Origin of the sequence: Mycobacterium sp. 1274761.0, assembly GCF_001668615.1 — a bacterium.
Taxonomy (GTDB): domain Bacteria; phylum Actinomycetota; class Actinomycetes; order Mycobacteriales; family Mycobacteriaceae; genus Mycobacterium.
The window spans coordinates 41,588-56,470 of the sequence record NZ_LZMC01000072.1 but is presented as its reverse complement, the minus strand read 5'-3'; the positions used below and the strand labels follow the sequence as shown (position 1 = coordinate 56,470).

The window sequence follows — 14,883 nt, the reverse complement described above, 5'->3', positions numbered from 1 at the left end:
GATCGAGCTGTCGACAGTGACGCTGGCCAACTGGGCGGCCAAGACCGCCAACCTCCTTCGCGACGAACTCGGCGCCGGGCCGCACAGCCGGATCGCCGTGCTGCTGCCCGCGCACTGGCAGACCGCCGCGGTGCTGCTGGGGACCTGGTACATCGGCGCCGAGGTCGTGCTCGGCCCCGGCGAAGCGGACGTCGCACTGTGCACCGAGGACCGCCTGGCGGATGCCGACGCTGCGGTCGGCGCGGGCGAGATCGCCGTGCTGTCGCTGGACCCGTTCGGCAAGCCGGCAGCCGACGTACCGGTCGGGGTCACCGACTACGCGACAGCCGTACGTGTGCACGGCGACCAGATCATCCCGGAGCGTGCCCCCGGACCGGCGCTGCACGGCCTGTCGGTGAGCGATATCATCACTGCGGCAAGTGATTCCGCCGCAGCGCAGGGTTTCACCGGTGACGATCGAGTGCTCTCGACCGCGGCGTGGGACAGCCCCGACGCACTCGTCGACAACCTGCTGGCGCCGCTGATCGCGGGCGCATCGCTGGTGCAGGTCGCCCACCCCGACGAGGCAAAGCTTCAGCGCCGCAGGGAGATGGAGAGGGTCACCCGCGGCTAGCCACCGCGGGCACCGGGATGCCACGCTGTAGGCCATGATCGGTCGGCGCGGGTTCCTGATGCTCTCAGCTGCCGCAGGAGTCGCGGCATGCTCTTCACCGAAGACCAACCCGCCCGCGACCACGCCGGCCCCGGTGCCCGCCGTCCAGATGAAGTTCGAGCCCGCCGAGACCGACGTGGACCTCGGCGGTCCTATCGTGCGCACGTGGGCATACACCCACCGATTACCGGGCAACGAGATCCGAATTCGCAGAGGCCAGCGGCTGCGCGCCTCGGTGACCAACAAGCTGCCTTCAGACACCAGCATCCATTGGCACGGACTCGCGATCGTCAACGACATGGACGGGGTGCCGCCGCTGACGCAGCCGCCGATTCCGGCGGGCGGGACCTTCGAATACGACTTCATGGTCCCTGACGCCGGAACCTACTGGTATCACTCACATGTCGGAACACAGCTCGACCGCGGCCTCTACGGCGCGCTGATCGTGGAAGACCCGAACGAGAAGGCCGATTACGACGACGAACTGGTATTGGTGCTCGACGACTGGATTGACGGGACCGGCACAACTCCCGACCAGGTGCTGGAGAATTTGCGCAAGACCGGGATGAAACCGATGGCACCGGGTGGGCCGGGGGTCAGCCCGACAAGTCCGGTCGGCGCCGACGGCGGCGACGTCACATACCCGCATTTCCTCATCAACGGCCGTGTTCCCGCCGATCCCGACATGCGTGATTACCGTCAGGGACAACGTATCCGGCTGCGGATCATCAACGCCGGTTCGGACACGGCATTTCGGATCGCCGTTGCCGGTACCAGCCTCAATGTCATCGCGACCGACGGCTACCCGGTGATGCCCGTGCAGACGAAGTCGGTCATCCTCGGGATGGGTGAGCGGGTCGATGCCACGTTCACGGTCAACGAGTCGGTACCCGTGGTCGCCGTCCCTGAGGGCAAGCAGGGCCACGCACAGATGAACGTCCGGGTGGGAGACGCGGCGACGACAACCGAGGTCGACGACTTCGTCGCCTCGGTACGCAATGAGGCGCCCCTCAACACGGCGACGCTGTCCCCAGCGCCGGAAGTCACGCTGCCCGCCCGCACACCTGAGCAGGTGATCGAGGCGAAGCTCAGTGGTCCAGGACCGGACTACACCTGGCCTTTCAACGGACGGCTCTACGACCCGGCGAAAGACGGTATCGGGGTTAAGCGGGATCAGCGGGTGCGGTTACGAATCATCAACGAGTCCATGATGTTTCACCCGATTCATCTGCACGGCACACGTTCCAGGTGATGAGTGGGGGCAACCCGCGAGCCCGCAAGGACACGGTGCTGGTGCCGCCGAAAGAAACCGTCGAAGTGGACTTCGACACCGTCAATCCGGGCAAATGGATCACGCACTGCCATAACACGTACCACCTCGAGGGCGGCATGGCGGGCTGGATCTTTTACGAGGCCTGACCTACATCAAGACGGCTTGATGCGCTAAGCGCTGTCAGCTTGATCTGAACTTCCTGAAAATCCGCTTGGGAAGTCATTCACAGTTTCGGCAAACCGCGTTGCATGGCTATTCACGGGGGCGGCGCAGGCAGTCGCTCACTATCGAACTCGCTTGGGATGGAGCAACGAAAATGGCACGCAATCGCGCGAAGACGATCGCCGCCGTCGTGGGCGCCGGCGCCATGGTCACACTGGGCACCGCAGGCGCACTGACCGACGGCGGCGGCCCCGTCGGCCCGTCGGTCGAATCAGCGTCGCAGATGACGCTGGGCAGCACCGCGACGATGGCGTACTCCGCAACGGAGGAGACGTCGGTGGCGGTACCGGTCGATAAGGCGCCGCCATACGGAGGCTCGGGCGGCTAGCACCACACCCCTTCGCCGCAGATAAGCCCTGAGCTACTTCAACAGAGCGCGCGACATCACCACGCGCTGAATCTGGTTGGTGCCCTCGTAAATCTGCGTGATCTTGGCGTCGCGCATCATCCGCTCGACCGGGAAGTCCTGCGTGTATCCAGCGCCGCCGAACAGCTGCACGGCGTCGGTGGTGACTTCCATCGCGACGTCGGAGGCAAAGCATTTCGACGCCGACGAGATGAACCCGAGCGCGGGCTCGCCGCGTTCGGCCCGCGCCGCGGCGGTGTACACCATCAGGCGCGCCGCCTCCACCTTCATCGCCATGTCGGCGAGCATGAACTGCACACCCTGGAAGTCGCTGATCGGCTTGCCGAACTGCTTGCGCTCCTTGGTATAGGCGATTGCGGCGTCCAGCGCGCCCTGCGCGATGCCGACGGCCTGCGCGCCGATGGTCGGCCGCGTGTGATCAAGCGTGTGGAGTGCGGTCTTGAAGCCCGTGCCCGGCTCGCCGATGATGCGGTCGCCCGGGATGCGGCAGTTCTCGAAGTACAGCTCGGTGGTCGGCGAACCCTTGATGCCGAGCTTTTTCTCCTTCGGCCCGACGGTGAAGCCCTCGTCGTCCTTGTGCACCATGAACGCCGAGATGCCGTTGGCGCCCTTGTCCGGGTCGGTCGACGCCATCACGGTGTACCAGGTCGACTTGCCGCCGTTGGTGATCCACGCCTTGGTGCCGTTGAGGATCCACGAGTCGCCGTCCTGCTTGGCGCGGGTGCGCATCGCAGCGGCGTCGCTGCCCGACTCGCGCTCCGACAGCGCATACGAGGCCATTGCCTCACCGGAGGCGATGGCGGGCAGCACCTGCTTCTTGAGGTCGTCGGAGCCGGACAGGATCAGCCCCATCGTGCCGAGCTTGTTCACCGCCGGGATCAACGACGCCGACGCATCGACCCGCGCGACCTCCTCGATGACGATGCATGTGGCGATCGAGTCGGCACCCTGGCCGCCGAACTCCTCGGGGACGTGCACCGCTGAGAAGCCGGACTCGTTGAGCGCCTTGAGCGCCTCCTCCGGGAAACGCGAATTCTCGTCGACGTCGGCGGCGTGCGGGGCGATCTGCTTCTCGCACAGGTCACGCAGCACAGCGCGCAGTTCATCGTGCTCGTCGGGCAGCTTGAACACATCGAAATCAGGGTTACCAGCCATGAGAAACTCCTTGCTACTTGCCAGTAACTTTACCGTCGGCACCGAGCACCCGGTCCTGCAGGGCGGCATCCTTCTCCAGCACCGTCTCTTTGAGTTGCCGCTGGAACGCCTCCACACGCCCGCGCAGGCCCGCATCCGAGGCGCCAAGGATGCGCACGGCCAACAGCCCCGCGTTGCGCGCCCCGCCGATGGACACCGTCGCCACCGGGACGCCCGCGGGCATCTGCACGATCGACAGCAGCGAGTCGAGGCCATCGAGCTTGGCCAACGGCACCGGCACGCCGATCACCGGCAACGGCGTCGCTGACGCCACCATGCCCGGCAGGTGTGCCGCACCGCCCGCGCCTGCGATGATCACCTCGATGCCGCGGCCGGCTGCCGTGCGGGCGTAGTCGAGCATCCGCTCCGGTGTGCGGTGCGCAGATACCACGCCGACCTCGAACGGAATGTCGAACTCCGTCAAGGCATGCGCGGCGTCTTCCATAACCGGCCAGTCGCTGTCGCTGCCCATGATGAGCCCGACCCTCGCGGGACTCTTACTCATGTCCGTCCCATCCGTCCGTCCACTCGGCATGCGATAACCAGTGTGCCGCCCTGCTCGCCCGTTCACGTAATTTCACGACATCGTCACCGATGATGTTGACGTGGCCGACCTTCCGACCGGGCCGCTCCTCCTTGCCGTAGAGATGCACCTTCGCGTCGGGGATACGGCCAAACAGATGGTGCAGCCGCTCGTCGATGCTCATCGCCGGCTTCTGCTGCGCTCCAAGTACATTGGCCATCACCGTCACGGGCGCCACGGGATGGGTGTCACCGAGCGGGTAGTCCAGCACCGCCCGCAGATGCTGCTCGAACTGACTGGTCTTGGCGCCGTCCATGGTCCAGTGCCCCGAGTTGTGCGGCCGCATCGCCAGCTCGTTGACCATCAGCGTACCGTCGGCCGTCTCAAATAATTCGACCGCCAGCAACCCGACCACGCCCAGCTCGTCGGCCAGCCGCAACGCCAGTTGTCCTGCGGTGGCGGCTATTTCGCCGTCAAGCCCCGGAGCGGGCGCGATCACCTCGACGCAGATCCCGTTGCGCTGCACGGTTTCCACGACCGGGAATGCAGCGCCCTGACCGAATGGCGAACGGGCCACCAGCGCGGCCAGCTCCCGCCGCATCGCGACGCGCTCCTCTATCAGAACCTGGTTTCCCGCCTCGAGGTTGCGCCCGGCGAATTCGCGGGCCTCGTCGATATCGCGCGCCAGCAGCACACCGCGGCCGTCGTAGCCGCCGCGCGCGGTCTTCAACACGACCGGTTCACCCGGTGCGAAGGTGTCGAGCTGGGCGACGTCGCTCACCTCGGCGTAGCGCGGGACCGGAGCGCCGATGGCTTCCAAGCGCCGGCGCATCACTAGCTTGTCCTGGGCGTGGATTAACGCCGTCGGTGGCGGCGCCACGTTGACGCCCTCGGCAACCAGCTTCTCGAGCAGCTCGGGCGGCACGTGCTCGTGGTCGAAGGTGAACGCCTGGGCGCCCTCGGCGGCGCGGCGCAGCGCGTCGATGTCGGTGTGCGACCCGATCACCACATCGGGTGTGACCTGTGCGGCGGGATCGTCGGGTGTGACGGCGAGCACGCGCAACGTCTGGCCAAGCGCGATTGCTGACTGGTGGGTCATCCTGGCCAGCTGCCCGCCGCCGATCATCGTCACTTTGGGGATGAACGCCGCTCCGGCGGCGACATCGGGCTTCGGAGCCGCTCCGGCGGCGACATCGGGCTTCGGAGCCGCTCCGGCGGCGACATCGGGCTTCCGCACGCGTTCATGGTGTCATGCGTGGGTGCGGGCTGACCTGCACGGGTGAGCGTTGACCCCGTTGTTTACGTACACTGCGTTGTCGTGTCCTTCACCGATGCCACGATCGCGCGGCTGCCCAGCCCGATCAGGCCCTTCTTCGAACGGCACCACGAACTCATCAAGTTTGCGATCGTGGGCGCGACCACGTTTGTCATCGACTCGGCGGTCTTCTACACGTTGAAGTTGACGGTGCTCGAGCCCAAGCCGGTGACCGCGAAAATCATCGCGGGCATCGTCGCGGTGATCGCGTCCTACATCCTCAACAGGGAGTGGAGCTTCTGCGACCGGGGCGGCCGCGAACGTCACCACGAGGCGCTGCTGTTTTTCGCCTTCAGCGGCGTCGGCGTGCTGCTGTCCATGCTCCCTCTGTACTTCTCCAGCTACGTGCTGCACCTGCGCGTCCCCGACGTGTCGCTGACGGTCGAGAACATCGCCGACTTCATCTCCGCCTACATCCTGGGCAATCTGCTGCAGATGGCGTTCCGCTTCTGGGCGTTCCGCCGCTGGGTGTTCCCCGACGAGTTCGGCCGCAACCCGGACAAGGCCCTGGAGTCGGCCTTCACTGCAGGCGGTATCGCCGAGGCGATGGAGGAAGTACACGAACTCCACCAGGAGGCTTCCAATGTCACCCCGCTGCGGCGTGCGCGGCGGCGTCAGCGCCTTCCGGAGGACCGGCTGTCGGACTCCTCGCCGCCCAGCGTGTCGAAGACTTCGTGATACAGCAGCGAGTGGACCCGCTCCACTTGCGGAATGTCGTGAAACTCCAACGGGTCCTGTGACGCCGACTCGATGATCAGCGTGCCGGTCCGCACCATCCGATCGACCAGGCCGTGCCGGAACTCCACGCTGTTGATCCGCGCCAGCGGAATGTCGATGCCCTGACGGGTGATCAGGCCGTGGCGGAACATCACCCGGCGGTCGGTGATGACGAAGTGGGTGGTCAGCCAGTTCAGGAACGGCCACAGCGTCAGCCAACTGACGAGCAGCAGCCAGACGGCGAGGATCACCAGCAGCACCACCGTCTTGGCCGTGCCCCAGTTCTGCCGCTCGACGACAGCAGCCACGAACGCAGCCACCGCCGAGCTGATGAGAAGCAGCAGTACCGGCCCGATGAGCCGCTTCCAGTGTGGGTGGCGGTGCAGCACCACCTGTTCGTCAGCGGCCAGCACGTTGTCCGGGTAACCCACGGTCAAACTCTATGGCTTGGCGGCCCGCAAATGCGTGATATCGCCGGCCGAGACCGTGACCGTCTCACCTCCGGTGTCAATGCGCAGCCGCCCCAGCTCGTCGACGTCGGCGGCGACGCCCTCGATGGCGCGGTCCCCGGGCAGGCTGGCCCGCACCCGGTTGCCGATCGTGACGCTGCGGGCCCGGTAATCGGCGGCCAGCGTCACATCGGCGCCTGCGCCGCTGCGCCAGGCTTCGATGCGGCTGTCCAGGTGTCGCAGCACCGCCTTGGTGAGCGTGCTGCGCTCCACCGTCGCGCCGAGCGCCGAGAGCGACGTGGCGGCGGGGTCGGGCGCCTCAGTCACGTTGAGACCGAGACCGACGACGACGACGGGCAGCGGCGCGGCCACCTCCGCGAGAATGCCTGAGAGCTTGCCTCCGCTGGCCAGCACGTCGTTCGGCCACTTGAGTCCGGCCTCAACGCCTGCCACCTCGGCGACCGCGTCGACCACGGCGACGCCGGTGAGCAACGGCAGCCAGCCCCACGCCTCGCTGGGTACGCCGCCGACACCGACACCGGCCGACAGCGCAATCTGCGAACCGGGCGGCGTCGACCACGACCTGCCGTGCCTACCCCGGCCCGCCGTCTGGGAATCGGCGATCAGCACCGCGCCGTCGATGTCCTCACCTGCGGCGGCGCGCGCCAGCAGGTCGGCGTTTGTGGATCCGGTTTCGTCGACGTGGTCAATGCGCCACGGTCCGCTTTTCACCCGCTCAGCCTATGTCGATAGCATCAACGACCATGACGAGCGTTTCTGACCATAAGGCCGAGCCCTCGGCAGAGCACACGATCGACATCCACACCACCGCCGGCAAACTGGCCGATCTGCGCAGGCGCGCCGAAGAGACGCTGCACCCGGTCGGCGAGGCCGCGGTGGAGAAGGTCCATGCCAAGGGCAAGCTGACCGCCCGTGAGCGCATCCTGGCGCTGCTGGATGAGGACTCGTTCGTCGAACTCGACGCGCTCGCCCGGCACCGCAGCAAGAACTTCGGGCTGGAGAACAACCGCCCGCTCGGCGACGGTGTGGTGACCGGCTACGGCACCATCGACGGCCGCGACGTGTGCATCTTCAGCCAGGACGCCACGGTGTTCGGCGGCAGCCTCGGCGAGGTCTACGGCGAAAAAATCGTCAAGGTGCAGGAGCTGGCCATCAAGACCGGCCGCCCGCTGATCGGCATCAACGACGGCGCGGGCGCCCGCATCCAGGAGGGTGTGGTCTCACTTGGCTTGTACAGCAACATCTTTCACAACAACATCAAGGCGTCGGGTGTCATCCCGCAAATCTCACTGATCATGGGCGCCGCGGCGGGCGGCCACGTATACTCCCCCGCGCTGACCGACTTCGTCATCATGGTCGACCAGACCAGCCAGATGTTCATCACCGGCCCGGACGTCATCAAGACCGTCACCGGTGAAGAGGTGACGATGGAGGAACTCGGCGGCGCGCACACCCACATGGCTAAGTCGGGTCTTGCTCACTACGTCGCCTCCGGTGAGCAGGACGCCTTCGACTACGTCCGCGACCTGCTGAGCTACCTGCCGAGCAACAACTACTCCGACCCGCCGCGGTATCCGGCCGAGGTTCCCGAGGGCGCCATCGAGGACAGCCTCACGGAAGAGGACCTCGAGCTGGACACGCTGATCCCGGATTCGCCGAACCAGCCCTACGACATGCACGAGGTCATCACGCGGATCCTCGACGACGACGAGTTCCTCGAGGTGCAGCAGGGCTACGCAACCAACATCATCGTCGGCTTCGGCCGCGTCGACGGCCGCCCGGTCGGCATCGTCGCCAACCAGCCCACCCAGTTCGCAGGCTGCCTTGACATCAACGCCTCGGAGAAGGCCGCCAGGTTCGTGCGGACCTGCGACTGCTTCAACATCCCGATCGTGATGCTGGTCGATGTGCCCGGATTCCTGCCCGGCACCGACCAGGAATACAACGGCATCATCCGCCGCGGCGCCAAGCTGCTCTACGCCTACGGCGAGGCGACCGTCGCGAAGATCACCGTGATCACCCGCAAGGCCTACGGCGGCGCCTACTGCGTCATGGGGTCCAAGGAGATGGGCGCCGACGTCAATGTCGCGTGGCCGACGGCCCAGATCGCGGTCATGGGCGCCTCGGGCGCCGTCGGCTTCGTCTACCGCCAGCAGCTCAAGGAGGCCGCCAAGGAGGGCAAGGACGTCGACGGCCTGCGGCTGGAGCTGCAGCAGGACTACGAGGACACCCTGGTCAACCCCTACATCGCCGCCGAGCGCGGGTACGTCGACGCGGTCATCCCGCCCTCGCACACCCGCGGCTACGTCGCCACCGCCCTGCGGCTGCTGGAACGCAAGATCACCCAGACGCCGCCGAAGAAGCACGGGAACATACCGCTGTGAGCGAGCGAACGATGGGACTTCTGTGAGCGAGCGAACGATGAGGCTGCTGTGAGCAAAGACGAACACCACATCACCGAGGTCAGCGATCCCCGCGAGCTGACAATCGACAAGCCGCCCAGCCAGGCGGTCGAGCAGATCAAGATCGTCAAGGGCGAGCCGACCGATGAGGAGCTCGCCGCGCTGGTGGCGGTGCTCAGCGCGGCCTCCGGCGGCCGGGTCGAGCCGGGCCCGCAGGAGCTCAACCTGTGGGGCCATCCCGTCGACAAACTGCGCTATGCGCCGATCAGCTGGCAGCTCGTGACGCTCAAGGAGCGGACCCACATGCGGCGCTGACGAGCGCTTGCGCGAGGATCATCGATCATGACGCGCGTAATCCTTGCCTCAGCCTCCCCGGGCAGGCGAATGGTATTGCGCCAAGCGGGAATCGATCCCGTGGTTGTCGTCTCAGGCGTCGACGAGGACGCCGTCATCGCCGCGCAGGGCGCCGACGCCGCGCCCGGCGATATCACCAACGCGCTGGCGCGCGCCAAAGCCGAACGCGTCATCTCCGAGCTCGAGTCGTCGCTGAAGACGGATTGCATTGTCCTCGGCTGTGATTCGATGCTGTTCATCGACGGCACGCTGCGGGGTAAGCCCGCATCGGCCGATGAAGCGCGCCGGCAGTGGGCGACGATGGCCGGGCGCTCCGGCGTGCTCCACAGCGGTCATTGCGTGATCCGACTGCGTGACGGCTCCCTCACCCATCATGAAGTCGAGTGCGGCCGCACCACAGTGCATTTCGGCAAGCCGTCGGAAACAGACCTGACCGCCTATCTCAACACCGGTGAGCCGCTTCGGGTCGCTGGGGGTTTCACCATCGACGGGTTCGGCGGCTGGTTCGTCGACGGCATCTCCGGTGATCCGTCCAACGTGATCGGCCTGTCGCTGCCCACAATGCGCAGGTTGCTCGGCCGAGTCGGGCTGTCACTGGCCGATCTGTGGTCTGACAACCCCGCGGTAGGCTCGTAGTTGTGCCACTTCCTCCAGATCCTGATCCCAGCCTCGCCACATACGCCCACCCGGAACGGCTGGTGACCCCCGACTGGCTTTCGGGCAACCTCGGCAGGCCCGGACTGGTCGTCGTCGAATCCGACGAGGACGTGCTGCTCTACGACACCGGCCACATTCCGGGCGCGGTGAAAATCGACTGGCACACCGACCTCAACGACCCCAATGTGCGCGACTACATCAACGGCGAACAGTTCGCAGATCTGATGAACCGCAAGGGCATTACGCGTGACGACACAGTGGTGATCTACGGCGACAAGAGCAACTGGTGGGCGGCATACGCCCTGTGGGTGTTCACGCTGTTCGGCCACCCGGACGTCCGGCTGCTCGACGGCGGACGCGATCTGTGGATTTCCGACGGCCGCGACACCACCCTCGACGTGCCGACCAAGCAAACCACCGGCTACCCCGTCGTCGAGCGCAACGACGCCCCGATCCGGGCATTCCGGGAGGACGTGCTGGGCATCCTCGGCAAGGAGCCGCTGATCGACGTGCGCTCCCCACAGGAGTACACCGGCGAGCGCACCCATATGCCGGACTATCCCGAGGAAGGCGCCTTGCGCGGCGGCCACATACCGACCGCCCGCTCGATCCCGTGGGGCAAGGCCGCCCAAGACAACGGCCGGTTCCGCAGCCGCCAGGAACTCGAGGAACTCTACGGCTTCCTGACACCCGACGACAAGACGGTCGTGTACTGCCGCATCGGTGAACGCTCCAGCCACACTTGGTTTGTGCTGACCCATCTGCTGGGCCTGCCGGGTGTGCGTAATTACGACGGTTCGTGGACCGAATGGGGCAACGCGGTGCGCGTGCCCGTGGCCGTCGGTCCTGAGCCGGGCGGGGCGCCCGGCTCCTCATGACCTCCCTACCGGCCCCGTTGGCCGAGGTGGTGTCGGACTTCAAAGAGGTTGAGGGACAGGACAAGTTGGCCCTCCTGCTGGAGTTCGCCGGTGAGCTGCCACCGCTGCCCGCCGACCTCGAAGAGGCGGCGATGGAGCCGGTGCCCGAGTGCCAGTCTCCGCTCTTCCTGAGCGTCGACGCCGACGACCGCGAGCACGTGCGGCTGTACTTCAGCGCGCCGCCCGAGGCGCCCACCACGCGTGGATTCGCCTCGATCCTGGCCCAGGGGCTCGACAACCAGGCCGCCGACGACATCCTCGCGGTGCCCGACGACTTCTACAGCGAACTGGGCCTGGCCGCGCTGATCAGCCCGCTGCGCCTGCGCGGCATGTCGGCGATGCTGGCCCGCATCAAGAGGCACCTGCGCTGAGAGGTTCGGGAGTTCACCGGTCAATCCGGTGGATCGGAGTTTTTCTGTGAGCGTTCGGTTTTGATGCGCCGCGCGCGGCCCATAGCGCGAGATTGGGATCGCGCAGGCATGGCAAGCCCGGATCCGGAACGTTCGGGGATCCGGTCGGATGTCGGTAGGTGACCGGTGTCGGTGTTCCACCAGGGGAACAGACTTCGACAGCCTGGATGCGTGGTGTAGCGCTTGCCGGTCGGTGAGGTCCAGGTGGCCGCGCCGTCGGAGGCGAGGGTCAGCGCCCAGTCGCCGACCCAGAAGGTCTTCAAGAGATGGTGTTTACGACACAGACAGACAAGATTCGACGCATGCGTCGGGCCGATCGGATACGGCACGACGTGATCGATGTCGCACCGTTCTGCCGGCACCCGACATCCGGGGAACCTGCACGTCATGTCGCGGGCGCGAATGAACTCGGCGAGCCTTGCCGAGGGCCTGTACCGAGGCTCGGGATCGGCTCCGCACGGCGTGCGCAGTGGCCGCAATCTGGCTCCGTTGGCCAGCATCACGGCCAGCAACGGGGTCGGCACCGTCGAACCATCTGAAAGCACCGCGACACCGAAATCGTCTCGGAGAGAAGGTTCTTCTGCTTGGAGTTGCTCCCTCTCGGGCCGCGATTCGCCATGTTCTTGAAGTTTTCCGGCCGCAGCGATCGCTGTCTCGTCGGCGATCACGGCGATCACGACGGAAGATTTGGACGTGGGACGATCCTGAACCGGGCAGTCCGACCGACCACACATACACCGAAGGAATGCGTTGCCTTCGGACATCGCGAACAGGGCGTCGGAGCGGCGTTCGCCTGCGCTGCGTGGATCGTTCTCGCACACCGACCGGGCGATCGCGGCAGCCTTCTTGTAGAGCAGCTTGATGTCGGCGGCGGGCATCTTGCCGTAGAACGACGTCAACCCCTCTTCGTCCTCACGACATCCGATACCGAAATCACGTCCCCGCACGCGCTGTTTGACCTGGATGACCGCTTCACGGTCGTACTCATAGATCAAGGCGTCGACCGCGGTGGTCAGCTCAGCATCGGCGAGCGGCCCCCACGTCCGCGCTCGCTCGGACAGCGCTGCGTCGAGCCGCGCCCACACCGCGGCGTCGACGATCAGACGTGTGCGCCAGGTGATCGCGTAGACCACCCGGGCGCTGAGCTGACCCCGCGTGAACAAAGCGGCTACCCGCGGCAGCCGATCCCGCAGGATCTCAGCGATCCGCAGCTGCCCACATGCCCTGCCGTGGGACATGTTCGTCGCCGCGGCCACCTCGGCGGCCACGGAATCGAACGCGTCGCACGCCCACATCGACGTGTCGTCGCGGTGCGGATCGGGAAGCCGGCGGGTCAGCAGCTCGCCGACAGCGGCAAGCCGGAGCGCGGCCGAAGCAGCCTCGGCGCGAGTCGCTTCCTCGACGGTGGCTATCAAACCGCTGTCATCAATTGACTCGAACACATGTTCGATTATGCCGGTCATCACCGACACGCGGGCGCGTCGCTACTCGTTACTCGTCGGTAGCCGGGGCCACTTGGGGTCGGCCCTGCGCAGGCGCATAAACTGCGCGGGATACATTCTTAAAGACGATTCTTAGACAAGCGATGACGCCAAAGTCGATCAGGAGGCGCAGTGCCAAGTCACGCCAGCTCACGCATCCAGAAAGTGCTGGTAGCCAATCGCGGTGAGATCGCCGTTCGGGTGATCCGCGCGGCCAGGGATGAGGGAATCCCGAGCGTGGCCGTGTACGCCGAACCCGACGCCGACGCGCCGCACGTCCGGCTCGCCGACGAAGCGTTCGCGCTGGGCGGTCAGACGTCGGCGGAGTCATACCTCGACATCGGCAAGCTGCTCGACGCGGCCGAGAAGTCGGGCGCCAATGCGGTTCACCCCGGCTACGGATTCCTCTCGGAGAATGGCGATTTCGCGCAGGCGGTCCTCGACGCTGGCCTGATCTGGATCGGTCCGAGCCCGCAGTCCATCCGCGATCTCGGTGACAAGGTGACCGCGCGCCACATCGCCGCCCGCGCAAAGGCGCCGCTGGTACCCGGCACGCCGGATCCGGTCAAGAACGCCGACGAGGTCGTCGCGTTCGCCGAGGAGTACGGCGTGCCCGTCGCGATCAAGGCCGCATTCGGCGGCGGCGGCCGCGGCATGAAGGTGGCCCGCACCATCGAGGAGATCCCCCACCTGTACGAGTCGGCGGTCCGTGAGGCCGTCGCGGCGTTCGGTCGCGGCGAGTGCTTCGTCGAGCGCTACCTGGACAAGCCGCGCCACGTGGAGGCCCAGGTGATCGCCGACCAGCACGGCAACGTCGTCGTCGCAGGCACCCGCGACTGCTCGCTGCAGCGTCGCTTCCAGAAGCTCGTCGAGGAGGCCCCTGCCCCGTTCCTGACCGACGCGCAGCGCAAGGAGATCCACGAGTCTGCCAAGCGCATCTGCAAGGAGGCCCACTACTACGGCGCGGGCACCGTCGAGTACCTGGTCGGCCAGGACGGCCTGATCTCGTTCCTCGAGGTGAACACCCGCCTTCAGGTGGAGCACCCGGTGACCGAGGAGACGTCGGGCATCGACCTGGTGCGCCAGCAATTCCGCATCGCCAACGGCGAGCCGCTGGACATTACCGAGGATCCGACGCCGCGCGGCCACTCGATCGAGTTCCGCATCAACGGCGAGGACGCCGGCCGCGGTTTCCTGCCCGCACCCGGCCCGGTGACCAAGTTCGAGGCGCCGACGGGACCGGGCGTGCGGCTGGACTCGGGCGTCGAGACCGGCTCGGTCATCGGCGGGCAATTCGACTCGATGCTGGCCAAGCTGATCGTCAGCGGCGCCACCCGCAAGGAGGCGTTGGAGCGCTCCCGTCGCGCGCTGGCCGAGTTCAACGTCGAGGGCCTGGCTACGGTCATCCCCTTCCACCGGGCAGTGGTGTCCGACCCGGCGTTCATCGGTGACGACAACGGCTTCACGGTGCACACACGCTGGATCGAGACCGAGTGGGACAACCAGATCGAGCCGTTCACCGGTGGTGAGCCGGTCGACACCGAAGACACCATCCCGCGCCAGACGGTCGTGGTGGAGGTCGGTGGGCGCAGGCTCGAGGTGTCGCTGCCGGGCGATCTGGCCATCGGCAACGGCGGCGGCCCGACCGCGCCCGGTGTCGTCCGCAAGAAGCCCAAGCCTCGCAAGCGCGGCTCCCACGCCGGCGCCGCCGCGTCGGGCGATGCGGTGACCGCCCCGATGCAGGGCACGGTCGTCAAGGTCGCCGTCGAGGAGGGTCAGGAGGTCTCCGCGGGCGATCTGGTTGTCGTGCTCGAGGCGATGAAGATGGAGAACCCAGTCACCGCGCACAAGGACGGCACAATCACCGGCCTCGCGGTCGAGGCGGGCGCCGCCATCACGCAGGGCACGGTGCTGGCGGAGATCAAGTAG

At 66.6% G+C, this 14,883-nt stretch carries 15 protein-coding genes and 1 pseudogene; 10 read left to right on the top strand and 6 right to left on the bottom strand.

The window, feature by feature from the left end:
* The 3 genes and pseudogenes from A5651_RS15210 to A5651_RS15200 form a co-directional block, all read left to right on the top strand.
* The coding region (locus A5651_RS15210) for a TIGR03089 family protein (RefSeq protein ID WP_066982178.1) at positions 1–613 on the top strand (613 nt) is incomplete at its 5' end.
* A 34-nt stretch (positions 614–647) separates the two neighbouring features.
* Positions 648–2,071: pseudogene (locus tag A5651_RS15205) on the top strand (multicopper oxidase family protein).
* A 170-nt stretch (positions 2,072–2,241) separates the two neighbouring features.
* Positions 2,242–2,475 (top strand): hypothetical protein, encoded by a 234-nt coding sequence (locus A5651_RS15200; protein WP_066982176.1) that lies wholly within the window; start codon positions 2,242–2,244, stop codon positions 2,473–2,475.
* Positions 2,476–2,508: 33 nt separating this feature from the next.
* Here the strand turns inward: A5651_RS15200 and A5651_RS15195 are convergent, their stop codons facing one another.
* Genes A5651_RS15195 through A5651_RS15185 form a run of 3 tightly spaced genes read right to left on the bottom strand, consistent with a single transcriptional unit; the run spans position 2,509 to position 5,372 of the window.
* Positions 2,509–3,669, bottom strand: coding sequence for an acyl-CoA dehydrogenase (locus A5651_RS15195; protein WP_066982174.1), 1,161 nt, complete (start codon positions 3,667–3,669; stop codon positions 2,509–2,511).
* Positions 3,670–3,682: 13 nt separating this feature from the next.
* Positions 3,683–4,213 carry a 5-(carboxyamino)imidazole ribonucleotide mutase gene (gene purE / locus A5651_RS15190; RefSeq protein WP_066982173.1) on the bottom strand — a complete coding sequence of 177 codons (531 nt, stop codon included), beginning with the start codon at positions 4,211–4,213 and terminating at the stop codon, positions 3,683–3,685.
* On the bottom strand, positions 4,206–5,372 hold the full coding sequence (locus tag A5651_RS15185) for a 5-(carboxyamino)imidazole ribonucleotide synthase (protein ID WP_304441188.1): 1,167 nt from the start codon (positions 5,370–5,372) through the stop codon (positions 4,206–4,208). Before A5651_RS15185 ends, purE begins: the two co-directional genes overlap by 8 nt.
* A gap of 177 nt (positions 5,373–5,549) precedes the next feature.
* Here A5651_RS15185 and A5651_RS15180 point away from each other — a divergent pair, with 177 nt between their 5' ends.
* Positions 5,550–6,224 (top strand): GtrA family protein, encoded by a 675-nt coding sequence (locus tag A5651_RS15180; RefSeq protein WP_066982172.1) that lies wholly within the window; start codon positions 5,550–5,552, stop codon positions 6,222–6,224.
* Here A5651_RS15180 and A5651_RS15175 read toward each other — a convergent pair.
* Together A5651_RS15175 and A5651_RS15170 are read right to left on the bottom strand one after the other, a co-directional pair.
* A complete protein-coding gene (locus tag A5651_RS15175) occupies positions 6,161–6,694 on the bottom strand; it encodes a PH domain-containing protein (protein WP_066982171.1) in 534 nt (177 codons plus the stop codon). The two genes, A5651_RS15180 and A5651_RS15175, sit on opposite strands and share 64 nt — an antisense overlap.
* Before the next feature lie 9 nt (positions 6,695–6,703).
* A complete protein-coding gene (locus A5651_RS15170) occupies positions 6,704–7,444 on the bottom strand; it encodes a biotin--[acetyl-CoA-carboxylase] ligase (RefSeq protein ID WP_066982164.1) in 741 nt (246 codons plus the stop codon).
* Positions 7,445–7,476: 32 nt separating this feature from the next.
* On the opposite strand from A5651_RS15170, the gene A5651_RS15165 reads away from it, so the two are divergent.
* Genes A5651_RS15165 through A5651_RS15145 form a run of 5 tightly spaced genes read left to right on the top strand, consistent with a single transcriptional unit; the run spans position 7,477 to position 11,434 of the window.
* Positions 7,477–9,117, top strand: coding sequence for an acyl-CoA carboxylase subunit beta (locus A5651_RS15165; RefSeq protein WP_066982161.1), 1,641 nt, complete (start codon positions 7,477–7,479; stop codon positions 9,115–9,117).
* A 48-nt stretch (positions 9,118–9,165) separates the two neighbouring features.
* On the top strand, positions 9,166–9,450 hold the full coding sequence (locus A5651_RS15160; RefSeq protein ID WP_066982160.1) for an acyl-CoA carboxylase epsilon subunit: 285 nt from the start codon (positions 9,166–9,168) through the stop codon (positions 9,448–9,450).
* Positions 9,451–9,477: 27 nt separating this feature from the next.
* On the top strand, positions 9,478–10,125 hold the full coding sequence (locus tag A5651_RS15155) for a nucleoside triphosphate pyrophosphatase (protein ID WP_066982157.1): 648 nt from the start codon (positions 9,478–9,480) through the stop codon (positions 10,123–10,125).
* A gap of 2 nt (positions 10,126–10,127) precedes the next feature.
* Positions 10,128–11,024 carry a sulfurtransferase gene (locus A5651_RS15150; RefSeq protein ID WP_066982154.1) on the top strand — a complete coding sequence of 299 codons (897 nt, stop codon included), beginning with the start codon at positions 10,128–10,130 and terminating at the stop codon, positions 11,022–11,024.
* Positions 11,021–11,434: a SufE family protein gene (locus A5651_RS15145; RefSeq protein ID WP_066982151.1), complete on the top strand. Its 414-nt coding sequence runs from the start codon at positions 11,021–11,023 to the stop codon at positions 11,432–11,434. Before A5651_RS15150 ends, A5651_RS15145 begins: the two co-directional genes overlap by 4 nt.
* Before the next feature lie 20 nt (positions 11,435–11,454).
* On the opposite strand, the gene A5651_RS15140 is transcribed toward A5651_RS15145, so the two are convergent.
* Complete coding sequence (locus A5651_RS15140) at positions 11,455–12,915, bottom strand: HNH endonuclease signature motif containing protein (RefSeq protein ID WP_197496633.1); 1,461 nt, start codon at positions 12,913–12,915, stop codon at positions 11,455–11,457.
* 171 nt (positions 12,916–13,086) lie between these two features.
* Between A5651_RS15140 and A5651_RS15135 the strand changes: the two genes are divergently transcribed.
* Positions 13,087–14,883, top strand: coding sequence for an acetyl/propionyl/methylcrotonyl-CoA carboxylase subunit alpha (locus tag A5651_RS15135; protein WP_066982148.1), 1,797 nt, complete (start codon positions 13,087–13,089; stop codon positions 14,881–14,883).

Coding starts and splice junctions, on each gene's coding strand:
- A5651_RS15200 (WP_066982176.1), top strand. CDS start 2,242: ATGGCACGCAATCGCGCGAAGACGATCGCCGCCGTCGTGGGCGCCGGC.
- A5651_RS15195 (WP_066982174.1), bottom strand. CDS start 3,669: ATGGCTGGTAACCCTGATTTCGATGTGTTCAAGCTGCCCGACGAGCAC.
- purE (WP_066982173.1), bottom strand. CDS start 4,213: ATGAGTAAGAGTCCCGCGAGGGTCGGGCTCATCATGGGCAGCGACAGC.
- A5651_RS15165 (WP_066982161.1), top strand. CDS start 7,477: ATGACGAGCGTTTCTGACCATAAGGCCGAGCCCTCGGCAGAGCACACG.
- A5651_RS15155 (WP_066982157.1), top strand. CDS start 9,478: ATGACGCGCGTAATCCTTGCCTCAGCCTCCCCGGGCAGGCGAATGGTA.
- A5651_RS15145 (WP_066982151.1), top strand. CDS start 11,021: ATGACCTCCCTACCGGCCCCGTTGGCCGAGGTGGTGTCGGACTTCAAA.